The 12,767-nt window shown below is 35.8% G+C and carries 11 protein-coding genes; 3 read left to right on the top strand and 8 right to left on the bottom strand.

The features are described from left to right. Positions 1 to 78 precede the first annotated feature (78 nt). The 3 genes from ACJRPK_RS07510 to aroB form a co-directional block, all read right to left on the bottom strand. Positions 79 to 768: a TIGR00730 family Rossman fold protein gene (locus ACJRPK_RS07510; protein WP_407139312.1), complete on the bottom strand. Its 690-nt coding sequence runs from the start codon at positions 766 to 768 to the stop codon at positions 79 to 81. Between the two features lie 23 nt (positions 769 to 791). Continuing rightward, on the bottom strand, positions 792 to 3,647 hold the full coding sequence (gene uvrA / locus ACJRPK_RS07505) for an excinuclease ABC subunit UvrA (RefSeq protein WP_407139311.1): 2,856 nt from the start codon (positions 3,645 to 3,647) through the stop codon (positions 792 to 794). A gap of 103 nt (positions 3,648 to 3,750) precedes the next feature. Beyond that, complete coding sequence (aroB, locus tag ACJRPK_RS07500; RefSeq protein ID WP_407139310.1) at positions 3,751 to 4,830, bottom strand: 3-dehydroquinate synthase; 1,080 nt, start codon at positions 4,828 to 4,830, stop codon at positions 3,751 to 3,753. A gap of 156 nt (positions 4,831 to 4,986) precedes the next feature. On the opposite strand from aroB, the gene ACJRPK_RS07495 reads away from it, so the two are divergent. Both ACJRPK_RS07495 and ACJRPK_RS07490 read left to right on the top strand, forming a co-directional pair. Beyond that, entirely contained in the window at positions 4,987 to 6,162 is a 1,176-nt protein-coding gene (locus ACJRPK_RS07495; RefSeq protein ID WP_407139309.1) for a proline dehydrogenase family protein, read from the top strand. A gap of 12 nt (positions 6,163 to 6,174) precedes the next feature. Next, complete coding sequence (locus ACJRPK_RS07490; protein WP_407139308.1) at positions 6,175 to 6,738, top strand: pentapeptide repeat-containing protein; 564 nt, start codon at positions 6,175 to 6,177, stop codon at positions 6,736 to 6,738. Between the two features lie 17 nt (positions 6,739 to 6,755). Here ACJRPK_RS07490 and ACJRPK_RS07485 read toward each other — a convergent pair whose 3' ends face one another. From ACJRPK_RS07485 to ACJRPK_RS07465, 5 genes are all read right to left on the bottom strand, one after another. Continuing rightward, entirely contained in the window at positions 6,756 to 7,124 is a 369-nt protein-coding gene (locus ACJRPK_RS07485) for a hypothetical protein (RefSeq protein ID WP_407139307.1), read from the bottom strand. Between the two features lie 99 nt (positions 7,125 to 7,223). Next, on the bottom strand, positions 7,224 to 8,423 hold the full coding sequence (locus ACJRPK_RS07480) for an alanine dehydrogenase (protein WP_407139305.1): 1,200 nt from the start codon (positions 8,421 to 8,423) through the stop codon (positions 7,224 to 7,226). 107 nt (positions 8,424 to 8,530) lie between these two features. Then, positions 8,531 to 9,049, bottom strand: coding sequence for a hypothetical protein (locus ACJRPK_RS07475; protein WP_148782037.1), 519 nt, complete (start codon positions 9,047 to 9,049; stop codon positions 8,531 to 8,533). Between the two features lie 360 nt (positions 9,050 to 9,409). After that, positions 9,410 to 9,814 (bottom strand): tRNA (adenosine(37)-N6)-threonylcarbamoyltransferase complex ATPase subunit type 1 TsaE, encoded by a 405-nt coding sequence (gene tsaE / locus ACJRPK_RS07470; RefSeq protein ID WP_407139304.1) that lies wholly within the window; start codon positions 9,812 to 9,814, stop codon positions 9,410 to 9,412. 23 nt (positions 9,815 to 9,837) lie between these two features. Beyond that, positions 9,838 to 11,388: a PglZ domain-containing protein gene (locus ACJRPK_RS07465; RefSeq protein WP_407139303.1), complete on the bottom strand. Its 1,551-nt coding sequence runs from the start codon at positions 11,386 to 11,388 to the stop codon at positions 9,838 to 9,840. Between the two features lie 125 nt (positions 11,389 to 11,513). Between ACJRPK_RS07465 and ACJRPK_RS07460 the strand changes: the two genes are divergently transcribed. Next, positions 11,514 to 12,743, top strand: coding sequence for an HD domain-containing protein (locus ACJRPK_RS07460; protein ID WP_407139302.1), 1,230 nt, complete (start codon positions 11,514 to 11,516; stop codon positions 12,741 to 12,743). Positions 12,744 to 12,767: the final 24 nt, after the last annotated feature.

Raw genomic sequence — 12,767 nt, 5'->3', positions numbered from 1 at the left:
AGGTAATTAAGAGGGTAGCATTTAAAATAAAGGGAACCATAATCTGAACTATGATGATTCCCTTTATCTTTTAGACTTTTAAAAATTAGGACTTAGATTGTATTCCCCATAGAATTTATTGAGGATATCCAATACTTCATCAGGAGTATCAACCACGTGCACTAAATCAAGATCTCCCGGACTTATATTTGTAAAGCGATCCAGCAAGGTGCTTTGTACCCAATCCATCAAACCACCCCAAAATTCAGTGCTCACCAATATAATCGGAAATTTAGCAATTTTCTTTGTTTGAATTAGGGTGATAGCTTCGAATAGTTCATCCAGTGTTCCAAATCCACCCGGCATTACTACAAACCCTTGAGAGTACTTGACAAACATAACTTTTCTGACAAAAAAGTAATCAAAGTCAAGACTTTTATCGCTGTCAATGTATGGATTATCATGTTGCTCAAATGGTAGGTCTATATTTAGTCCTACAGAGGTACCTCCACCCAAATGTGCTCCTTTATTTCCTGCTTCCATGATTCCCGGACCACCGCCGGTAATTACGCCATAACCGTGATCTACAATTTTTTTAGCGACGTCAACGGCTAATTTATAATATTTGTCATCTGTTTTGGTTCTGGCTGAACCGAAGATGGAAACGCAGGGTCCGATTTTACTCATCTTTTCAAAACCATTAACAAATTCTCCCATGATTTTAAAAATAGCCCATGAATCATTTGTTTTTATCTCGTTCCATCCTTTATGACGTTGTTCTTTTCTCATATTTGATATGCTTGATTATTTGATTAGTTGGTTGATAGTGATATTTTAACCTCAAATTCCTTTTTCAAAAATTTTGCGGTATAGCTTTTTTTGTCTTTTATAATTTGTTCAGGTGTACCTTTGGCAACAACTTCGCCGCCATTTTTACCTCCTTCATATCCGATATCAATGATGTAATCTGCTGTTTTTACTACATCAAGATTATGTTCTATAATTAGTACTGTGTTCCCTTTGTCTACCAGTTTATTAAGCACGTCCATGAGGACACGAATATCCTCAAAATGCAGTCCGGTTGTAGGCTCATCAAGAATATAAAAGGTATTACCTGTATCACGTTTTGAAAGCTCTGAAGCTAATTTAATTCGCTGTGCCTCTCCGCCGGATAGTGTGGTGGATTGCTGCCCCAAGGTAATATATCCTAAGCCAACATTCTGTATAGTTTTTAGTTTTCTGAATATTTTTGGAATATGCTCAAAGAAATGACAAGCTTCGTTGATAGTCATTCCCAACACATCTGCTATTGATTTACCCTTATAACGAATCTCTAAAGTTTCTCTGTTAAAGCGTTTACCCTGACAGGTTTCACATTCTACATAAACATCTGGCAGAAAATTCATTTCAATGACCCGTAAGCCACCTCCTTTACACGTTTCGCATCTTCCGCCCGTAACATTGAAGCTAAACCTACCGGGTTTGTACCCTCGAATCATTGCTTCGGGTGTTTTTGCAAATAAGGAACGTATTTCTGAAAAGACGCCTGTATACGTTGCAGGGTTGGAGCGCGGTGTTCTTCCAATTGGGGATTGGTTGATATCAATGACCTTATCCAGATTTTTTAACCCTGTGATGCTTTTATACGGCATAGGTTCCTTAACACCGTTAAAATAGTAAGCATTAAGAATAGGATAGAGGGTTTCATTAATTAGTGTGGACTTACCACTTCCTGAAACACCTGTAACTGCAATCATTTTACCCAAAGGAATTTCGATAGAGACATTCTTTAAATTATTGCCCGTAGCTCCTTTCAGGGAGATTTTCTTACCATTTCCTTTTCTTCTTTTCTGCGGAATGGCGATTTCCTTTTTACCGCTTAGGTAATCAGCGGTGAGGGTATCATGTGTTAGCAACTCCGTTGGAGTACCTTCGCTTATGATTTCTCCTCCATGTTTACCTGCTCTTGGGCCGATATCAATCACGTGATCTGCGCGCTCGATCATATCCTTATCATGTTCGACAACGATCACAGAATTTCCAATATCTCTTAATTGTATTAATGAGTTTATCAGTTTTTCGTTATCCCTTTGATGCAATCCAATACTTGGCTCATCAAGAATGTAGAGTACACCGACAAGCTGTGATCCTATTTGCGTTGCTAATCGTATACGTTGAGCTTCACCACCGGATAATGACTTACTACTTCTATTAAGTGAAAGGTAGGTAAGTCCGACATCGATTAAAAATTGTAATCTCGCGTTTATTTCTTTTAAGATTTCTTCAGCAATGGTAGCTTGCTTATTACTTAGATGTTTTGGAAGCGAGCTAAACCAATCAGCAAGCTCAATGATATCCATCTGTGCGAGCTGCGCAATGTTTTTTTCATTAACTTTAAAATATAATGATTCTTTGCGTAAGCGTGTGCCTCCACATTCAGGACATTTTATATTGTCCATATACTCCTTTGCCCAGCGCTTTAACGATGTTGAATCATTAGCGTTATACGTGTTTTCAATAAATGTTGCAACACCTTCAAAATCTATTTTATAAGCTCTCGATACTCCCAGGGTACTGCTGTCTACTGTAAATGAATCTTTACCTCCATACAGAATCATCTGTAAAGCATCGTCGGGAATATTAGCTATTGGATCTGAAAGTTTAAAATCAAATCGCTTAGCTATTAAATCCAGTTGCTTAAATATCCAATTATTTTTTTGTGGTCCATGAGGACTTAGCCCACCACTTTTAATTGATTTTGAGTTATCGGGAATAATTTTTTTAATATTCACTTCGTATAAGCTACCGATACCGTTACATTTTGGACAAGCGCCTTTTGGTGAATTAAATGAAAAGTTGTTAGGCTCAGGATTTGGATATGATATTCCAGATGTGGGACACATTAAACTACGACTAAAATAACGAGCTTCGTCAGATCCTTCTTCTATCACCATGAGCACGTCATCTCCATGATACATGGCTGTATTGATGGTTTCCATCAAACGTTTAGAATTATCCTGTTGGTCCGTAATTTTGAGACGATCTATGACAATCTCTATATCATGAACTTTGTAGCGATCAAGTTTTAACCCTTTTGTAATATCAACAATCTCACCATCCGTTCTCACTTTTACAAAACCTTGCTTACCTATTTGTTCAAATAGTTCGCGATAATGCCCTTTACGAGATCGTATGACCGGAGCTAAAATATTAATTTTTTTTCCTTCAAAATCCTGTATGATTAAATCTCGTATCTGCTCATCGCTGTAACTTACCATTTTTTCGCCCGTGTTGTAACTGTAAGCATCGCTTGCACGAGAGAATAACAATCGTAAAAAATCGTAGATTTCGGTAATGGTTCCCACAGTACTACGCGGACTTTTACTAGTCGTTTTTTGCTCAATGGCGATAACAGGTGAGAGGCCATCGATTTTGTCTACATCAGGACGCTCTAAACCTCCAAGAAACTGACGGGCATAGGCCGAGAAAGTTTCGATATAGCGTCTTTGACCCTCGGCATAAATTGTGTCAAAAGCTAATGAAGATTTACCGGATCCCGATAACCCCGTAATCACTACTAGCTTTTCTCGAGGTATTGATACGTCGATATTTTTTAAATTATGCACACGAGCACCAAGTACTTCTATATTATCTTCTGAAACCACCATAAATTTTAAACCAAGATTGCAAATGTAGGTATTTGTTGTGTTATTGTAAAATACCCGAAGTTTGTGTTGTGTTAAAGCGGTGTTATAATTAGTTTTAGCATGGTTAAGCGTGTTTCAAATTTTTGTAATACTCAAAAGCTTCTTTAAGTAACGCTTCATCCACCGTGCAGTTAAAAGCTGCTTTTCCAATAGCTTCTAAAAGCACGAAATAAACGGTATCGTTTTCATTTTTTTTATCATGAATTAATAAAGAAAGGATAGCATCATAATCAGATGAATCTATGGATATTTTAGGGAAGGTTGTAAGTATAATTTTTGAAATCTCTTCCAGAGCGGTGGAGGATAAGGTTAAGCATTTTGTAGATAAATATGCCTCCATAATCATACCTATGGCAATAGCTTCTCCATGTAACAGCGTTTCTTTTTGAGGATGTGTAAGATAAAAAGATTCAATCGCATGGCCTAAGGTATGCCCGTAGTTTAGATATTTACGAATACCTTGTTCGGTAGGATCTTGGATTACTATGTTGTTTTTAATCACGACAGACTCGTATATTAGATTCTCTAGATCATTAGAAGAGAGTTGCGATAAATCCGACAGCTTTTGCCAATAGCTTAGATCCTGTATAAGACCATGCTTCAACATTTCTGCCAACCCGCTACGCATTTGATTTGCAGGAAGTGTTTGTAAATAGTTGCTATCTATCACTACCATTTCTGACTCACTGATAACACCTACCATATTCTTTAGATTGCCTAAATCCACACCGGTTTTGCCACCTACAGAGGCATCCACCATAGCAAGTAGCGTGGTAGGTACATTAATGTAAGGGATTCCTCTTTTGTACGTGCAGGCAACAAAACCGCCCAAATCTGTAACAACCCCACCTCCAAGATTGATTAGTAAACTCTTTCGGTCAGCACCCAATTCAGACAAAGCGTTCCAAACACCCGTGCAGGTATCAATCGTTTTATTGATTTCACCAGCTTCAATTTCGATAACCTCAATTGATAGTTCTGTTTGTAGAAAGGTTAAAAAGGTTGCCAAGCAGAATTCCTGCGTATTACTATCAACTAATATAAAAATTTTGGAAGGCTTGTTTTTGTTTAGATATTGATTGATTGCATCGTATCCTGAAGTGTTAAAATAGACGACGGAATCTTTGGAAACTATGGGTGTCATAAAAAGAATTATTTATGTAACGAAATTAAGGAGAAATAATAATAATTATTTTGATTTAGAATATATTTGCACGAATTATAATAACCATTTATAAAAAGTGTTTTAATTTGGTTATTCATAAAAAATTACTATTTATTTTTAGAATTTTCTATTGTAATGAAGAATATCACTACACTTTTTGAGAATACCAAAGTTGCTTTTGCACTAAAAAGTGATTCAGAACTTGAGCGAGCTTACTTTTTATTCAAGATGATCGCTAACGAACCTTTGGTGCGTATTGGAACAGCCATGACAAATTTTGCATTGAAGGCACACTTGCCTGTAAAAGGGTTGATTAGAGCAACTGTTTTTGATCATTTTTGCGGAGGCGTTAATGAAGAAGATTGTGTGAACGTTATCGATAGTATGTATGAAAAAGGAGTGGCATCGGTATTGGATTATTCTGTAGAAGGAAAAGAAGAAGAAAAGCATTTTGATGCTACCTTAGATAAGATTCTCAAAATTATTGATTTTGCAGATGAAAAGGATGCCGTTCCCTTTGCTGTATTTAAACCTACAGGATTTGGAAGGTTTTTGATTTGGCAAAAAAAGACAGAAGGTACGGCATTAACCGAAAAGGAAGAGCAAGAGTGGGAGAGGATCGTTGCTCGATTTGAAAAAGTTTGTCAGAAAGCATACGATTGCGATATCGCACTGCTGATTGATGGAGAGGAAAGTTGGATGCAAGATGCTGCAGATGAGCTTGTAGGGGTGATGATGCGAAAATTTAATAAAGAAAAAGCTATTGTATATAACACCTTGCAATTATATCGCCACGATCGTTTTGAATACTTATTGAAGTTACATGAAGAGTCAAAAGCTTATGGATTTAAAATAGGGATGAAGATTGTGCGCGGGGCATATATGGAAAAAGAAATTGAACGTGCCGAAGAAAAAGGATATCCATCTCCAATTTGCGAGAGTAAAGAAGCGACAGATACAAACTTCAATTTAGCGTTGCAATACATATTGGAACACAATGAGGACATAGCGGTTTTCATAGGAACACACAATGAAAGAAGTAGTTACCTGGCTTTGAGTATTATGGAAAATTTGGGAATAGATAAAAATGATCCAAAAGTGTGGTTAGGACAACTTTACGGGATGAGTGATCATATTAGCTTTAATTTGGCTAACGAAGGTTATAATGTGGCAAAGTACCTTCCATTTGGCCCTGTGCGTGATGTAATGCCATATTTAATACGTAGAGCAGAAGAGAATACATCGGTTGCAGGTCAAACCAGTAGAGAACTAAACTTGCTGTCTCAAGAAAGGAAAAGAAGAAAATTGTAAAAAGAAGGTATTTTGATTATAGATCAATTGTTTGAAAATAAAGATTATTCTGCTTCAAAATTAGAAAGCAAAGAATACGATTCCTGTGTCTTCAAGAATTGTAATTTTACTGAAGCCGATTTTGCCGGAGTTTCATTTTTAAGCTGTGAATTTGTGACATGTAATTTTACTTCAGTTCAGCTAAAACAAACCTCGTTTCAAGATGCTTCTTTTAACGAATGTAAGATGTTGGGATTTTCATTTGATAAATGCAATTCGTTTTTATTCTCAGCAACTTTTGAGTCCTGTCAGTTGGATTATTCTAATTTTTCAAATTTTAGCATTAAAACTACAGTTTTTAAGGACTGTAGCTTACTCGGGAGTGTTTTTACAAATGCCAATATCTCTCAAGTAGTTTTTGACGCTTGTGATTTAAAAAATTCAATTTTTGAGAATACCGTTGCAAAAAAAACTGATTTTACAACAGCTCGCAATTACATTATTGACCCCGAAAATAATGTGTTGACTAAAGCAAAGTTTACAACAGATGGATTACCGGGATTACTTGTAAAGTATAACTTGGATCTTAAAAAATAAAAACAAGTAAGCTGGTTTTATTTAGATACGTTCTGTATCGTAGCAATGCTATCGCAATTTTTTACTTTTATAACGATTTCTTGCGCTTTTGTTTCTCCTTGTATGTTATAAATATTACAGGAATCAAGTTTTGTAATACTTGACGAAAAATCCACATTTCCCTCGGCCAAAATGGTCGAAATATCTGAAGTATCAAGGCGCATCACCTGCATTTGTTTTATAGCTTCTTGAGAAAAAACACGCTCTTTGATTCTTATATTTTTGAGCACTCGGGCATTTGGACTATAATCACAAGAAGTACGTTTGCCTCCCAAAAAAAAGGCTAACAAAATCAAACCAATAGTAAAACCCCCTAAATAATACCCAATTCGATGGACTAACTTCATTTTTCAAAATAAATAATTGAGGTCAAAAGTAGGGAAAGTTTTTAAGGTGCTAAAGAATTAACAAGGCGATCTTTTATTAAAATTTAGTATTGGATCTTATTACAATATTAGTAAATTAATATCTCTGTAAGAGAGATCAAACCATTCGGCAACGGGTTTGCTGGTTAAAATTCCATGATAAAAATATAATCCGTTTTTGAGTCCCCTGTCAAATCTCACTGCGTTTTCGATGCCTCCTGCATCACCAATTTGTAGTAAATACGGGGTAAAAATGTTACTAATGGAGAGCGAAGATGTTTTAGCATACCGAGAAGGAATGTTCGGTACACAATAGTGGGTTACACCATGTTTTTCAAAGGTTGGATGATCATGTGAAGTGACCTCGCTGGTTTCAAAGCATCCACCCATGTCTATACTCACATCAATGACAACTGCTCCGGTTTTCATGCGTTCTACCATTTCTTCGGTAACAATAATAGGAGAGCGGTTTTTACCTCGCACGGCACCAATTACGACATCACAACGACGTAAGGCTTTCATTAAATTTTTTGGTTGTATAGTCGAGGTGTATAATGGGCGACCAATATGCGTCTGCACACAACGTAATTTTGTTATTGAGTTATCAAAAACCTTAACATTAGCTCCGAGACCAATTGCAGAACGAGCTGCAAATTCGCCAACGGTACCTGCTCCAATAATAACAACCTCTACAGGAGGAACACCACTAATATTACCCATCATGAGTCCACTTCCTTTTATGGCACTACTCATCAATTCTGAAGCGATGAGTACGGCAGCCGTTCCTGCAATTTCGCTTAGCGCTCTCACAGCCGGATATGCTCCGTCAGCATCTCTAATAAACTCAAATCCTATAGCGGTTATTCTCTTTTTTGCCAGTTCTTGAAAATATTCTTTGCACTGTGTCTTAAGTTGTAAGGCCGATATAAGTACTGTTTGAGGATTAAAATGTTTAAGTTCTTCAGAGGATGGTGGTTCTACCTTCAATACGATAGGACATCCAAAAACTTTACTTTTGTCATTGGTTATTTCGGCACCGGCTTCACTGTATTCCTTATCAGTAAAGCTGGCACTTAATCCTGCGTTTGCTTCGATAAGTACACGATGGCCATGTGCTGTCAATGCGGCGACTGCATCTGGAGTAAGACAGACTCTTTTCTCTTGATAGTGTGTTTCCTTGGGAATTCCGATAAATAATTTACCTTGTTTTCGCTCTACCTCGATCATTTCTTCCTGTGGAATCAGCTGTTCTCGAGTGAAAGGGGATGTGGGTCTGCTCATTTGTGTGATGTTGTATGCTTCAAATTAAGAATAAAAAAGGAAATAAAGCAAATATCATTGCAGAGATTATTGGTAGATAGGTAGTAAAACTTTTTTTATAAAATTTTTTATCGGAATTTATTCCACCAGCGCTTCCGGTCACGAGGCAATAAGGAATCCATTTCACTAATGTCAATATTATGAATTTTGTCGAAGACTTTAACTCGAATAGCATATAGCAATGCTAATATTATAATGATAAAGGGAGCAATATAAAATATTTCAACCTCATCAACATTTGATATATCGTCCCTTATTACAGAAATAAGTTGTAAAATGTACATGCTAAGGGGAATGAGGATTACAAGATACCACCAATGTCTGCATGTAAAAAACCAGATAAGTAAAAGGATTATGGGTATAAACTTACCCATAATCATCCAGCCAAAAACACCTACATTTTGATAGTACGGACTTTTGTAGGTAAATAAAAACGTTTCCCATACATCTCCATCCGGCAAACTTTGGTACAGATAGAAAATGTATGGAGTAAACGAGATGAGAATGACCGCGATACTACCCGTTAGTAGGTATCTTGATTTTTGATTTCTCAACTGATTGGATGGTTCTTTGCTGGTTGGAATCATTTTGTGAGGGGTTGGGATTGTCAATACGATCACCTATAGTGTAAAATGTATAGGTGCTAGCAGCAAAAAATAAACTAAAAATAATTGTTGTAATCTTCATCTCTTAGGTTTTAAAAATTATTACACAAACGTATAAGAAATGAAATTATCAAGCTTTGAGAATTTTTGAGTATCTTTGCACCCGTTTTAGAAGTATATTTTTCTACTAAAAAACGTTAATTTTAACAGGAAGTTCTGTTAAAATAATGTTTTCTTTCGTTAGAATACAAGTAAAAAGGGTTTTTAAAGATATAAGTTTTATCACGTAGGAAAAAACATATATTCGTTAAATTTTGATATCGTATTATTTTTAACTTTATCTTAACTAATTTTTAGTACTCTAAGTCCGTTTTTTTGTATTTCTACCCTCAAATTGTGGTAATGATCTGGTAAAAACTCTTGCATTTTTTCCGGCCACTCAATAAAAACAAAAGCATCCTCATATAGATAGTCATCTAAGCCGGAATCTAAAATTTCATGTGTATTCTCAAGACGATATAAATCAAAATGAAAAATTTTGCCCTGCGTTCCGTGATATTCATTTACGAGAGAATAGGTTGGGCTAGAGATAGTGTCTTTGACACCAAGCTGTTTACATAATTCCTTAATTAATGTTGTTTTACCCGCACCCATAGGTGCATGGAACAAGAAAATTTTTGAAGATGCATTGTTTAAAATTTGATGTGCTACTTCTTCAATAGTATCTAAGGTATATTCAAATGTCATATACGATTACATTAACTAGTTACTTATCTCGGTTTAAGAACTACAAAAGGAATAATCATTTCTTCTAGTGAAACTCCCCCATGTTGATAGGTGTTTCTGTAGTAACCTACATAGTGATTATAGTTGTTTGGATATGCGAAAAAATAATCTCCTTTTGCAAAAATAAATGAGCTACTCATATTAATGGCAGGTAAATGTATTTTTTTTGGGTCCGTAGCTGCTAGCACTTCTTTATCTTCATAGGTTAGGCTCTTTCCTGTTTTGTATCGTAAATTTAGACTAGTATTTTTATCTCCGATCACTTTGGATGGATTCTTTACATTTATTGTTCCGTGATCAGTGGTTATTAATAATTTAAATCCAAGTTGCTGAGCTTGTTGAATCATTTCCAAAAGCGGAGAGTTTTTGAACCAACTTTGAGTTAGGGACCTATATGATTTATCGTTAGAAGCTAGTTCTTTGATGACCTCAAGTTCGGTTTTACTGTGCGAGAGCATATCCACAAAGTTGTAAACAACTACGGTAAGATCGTTATCCTTTAATCCTTTAAAATTTTCGGCTAGCGTCCTTCCAGATTTCTCGTTTGTAATTTTATAATACTCGTGTTTGATAGTGAGGCCTAATCTTTTTAGCTGACGTTCTAAAAATTCATTCTCATTCATGTTTTTTCCTCCCTCATCCGTATCATTGAGCCATAAGTCAGGGTGTAGCTTTTCCATATCTGATGGCATAAGTCCAGAGAATATGGCGTTTCGAGCATATTGAGTGGCTGTAGGTAATATGCTATAGTAAGAGCTTTCTTGTTCTTTTTTATAATAGTTGTTCACTATAGGCTCAAAGGATTTCCATTGATCAAACCGTAAATTATCAATTACTATCAATAAAGTAGGCTGCTCCTTACTTAGCTCAGGGACTACTTTTTCTTTGAACAGCGTATGAGACATTATAGGAGCTGGGTCACTACCATCAAACCATTCTCGATAATTTTTATCGACAAATTTGCAGAACTGAGAATTGGCTTCCGTTTTTTGAGACTCTAAGATCTCAAACATGCCGGTGTCCTCAATGTTTTCTAGTTGCAATTCCCAATAGAGTAGTCGTTGATATAGTTCTGCCCATCCTTCATAGCTATTGACCATGGCCATATCCATCGCAATTTTTCTAAACTCCTGTTGGTAGTTAGAAGTGGTTTTTTCTGAAATTAGCCGGGAATGGTCCAAGTTCTTTTTGAGACTTAACAGAATTTGATTAGGATTAACAGGCTTAATAAGATAATCTGCAATTTTGCTTCCAATCGCCTCTTCCATAATGTATTCTTCCTCACTTTTGGTAATCATTACCACAGGCAAGCTATCGTTTTTTTCTTTAATCTCGGCGAGGGTTTCTATACCTGAAAGGCCAGGCATGTTCTCATCCAAAAAGACAATGTCAAACTGGTTGTCATCTAAGATTTCGAGTGCTTCGGTTCCACTTTGACATTTGGTAACTTCATAGTTCTTTTTCTCCAAAAAAAGGATATGTGGTTTTAACAAGTCAATTTCATCATCTACCCAAAGTATTTTAATTGTATTCATTGTGTGTCTTTTTTTATTTAAATAGCTCTCATTCTTCTTTTCTCAATCCTAAAATACAAACCTCATGTATAGCTCGTTACTTTGAAGCTAATCAGTATATTTGTCATCCACAAAAGATATGGAATTTGAAGAAGAGAAATAAGCTTAAAATATTAAACGATCCAATTTACGGATTTATTACGCTCCCAAATGAACTAATTTTTGATTTAATAGAGCATAAGTTTTTTCAAAGATTACGAAGGATTTCACAAATGGGACTATCCTATCTTGTGTATCCCGGGGCACATCATACAAGATTGCATCATGCCTTAGGATGTATGTTTCTAATGCAAAAAGCAGTGCGAGTACTTCGTTTTAAAGGAGTTGCTATTTCTGACGAAGAGGAACAAGCATTGTATATCGCAATTTTATTACATGATATTGGACATGGTCCATTCTCTCATGCAATGGAGCATAGCATCGTAAATGGTATCAGTCATGAGGCTATTTCTCTCAAATTCATGGAAGAAATTAATTCAGAATTTAACGGGAGTTTAACGTTGGCAATCCGAATTTTTAAGGGAGAATATCATCGTAACTTTTTGCATCAGCTAATCTCGGGTCAATTAGATATGGATCGCTTGGATTATTTAAAGCGAGATAGTTTTTATACAGGTGTTTCCGAAGGGAATATTAATAGTGAACGTATAATCACCATGCTGACGGTTGTCGAGGATGAGCTCGTGGTTGAGGAAAAAGGTATTTATTCTGTTGAAAAATTTCTGCTTTCTCGAAGATTAATGTACTGGCAGGTATATTTGCACAAAACCAGTCTGGTAGCAGAAAATTTATTGATCAGGGTACTTAAGCGGGCCAACGAGTTAGTTGAAGAAGGTTGTACCTTGCCGGCTAGTAATGCACTAACTTTTTTCCTGCAACACACAATAAAAGAAGAAAATTTTACGAGTGAGGTGTTGAGCTTATTTGCAAAGTTAGACGATTATGATATCGTAGCAGCAATGAAAGCATGGACCACTTGCGATGATTTTGTGTTGTCAAAGTTATCGTCTATGTTGCTAAATCGCGATCTGTTAAAAATAAAAATTAAGAAAAAACCGTTTAAATCAGAGAAAATTGAGAAATTAACTATCAATATTGAGCAAAAGTTTGGGATATCTGAAAAAGAAGCACAATATTTTGTCTTTACCGGAAAAATTTCAAATCAAGCATACGATCAAAATAAACAGAATATTAATATTTTGTTAAAAACAGGTAAAATAGTTGATATAGTGAAGGCTACGGATCAATTTAATCTAAAGGCACTATCAAAACCGGTGGACAAATATTTTATATGTTACCCAAAAGGTCAGAATTAACACATTTTTTATACTTTTGCTAGA

It is taken from the genome of Aquimarina sp. 2-A2 (assembly GCF_045505135.1).
GTDB classification, from domain to species: domain Bacteria; phylum Bacteroidota; class Bacteroidia; order Flavobacteriales; family Flavobacteriaceae; genus Aquimarina; species Aquimarina intermedia.
The sequence above is the reverse complement of the archived record's forward strand: the minus strand, read 5'-3'. Positions and strand labels throughout refer to the sequence as shown.

Excerpts from the sequence above, each read along its gene's own strand:
- aroB (WP_407139310.1), bottom strand. The coding sequence starts at position 4,830 with ATGACACCCATAGTTTCCAAAGATTCCGTCGTCTATTTTAACACTTCA.
- ACJRPK_RS07475 (WP_148782037.1), bottom strand. The coding sequence starts at position 9,049 with ATGATTCCAACCAGCAAAGAACCATCCAATCAGTTGAGAAATCAAAAA.
- ACJRPK_RS07465 (WP_407139303.1), bottom strand. The coding sequence starts at position 11,388 with ATGAATACAATTAAAATACTTTGGGTAGATGATGAAATTGACTTGTTA.
- ACJRPK_RS07495 (WP_407139309.1), top strand. The coding sequence starts at position 4,987 with ATGAAGAATATCACTACACTTTTTGAGAATACCAAAGTTGCTTTTGCA.
- ACJRPK_RS07485 (WP_407139307.1), bottom strand. The coding sequence starts at position 7,124 with ATGAAGTTAGTCCATCGAATTGGGTATTATTTAGGGGGTTTTACTATT.
- ACJRPK_RS07510 (WP_407139312.1), bottom strand. The coding sequence starts at position 768 with ATGAGAAAAGAACAACGTCATAAAGGATGGAACGAGATAAAAACAAAT.
- tsaE (WP_407139304.1), bottom strand. The coding sequence starts at position 9,814 with ATGACATTTGAATATACCTTAGATACTATTGAAGAAGTAGCACATCAA.
- ACJRPK_RS07480 (WP_407139305.1), bottom strand. The coding sequence starts at position 8,423 with ATGAGCAGACCCACATCCCCTTTCACTCGAGAACAGCTGATTCCACAG.
- uvrA (WP_407139311.1), bottom strand. The coding sequence starts at position 3,647 with ATGGTGGTTTCAGAAGATAATATAGAAGTACTTGGTGCTCGTGTGCAT.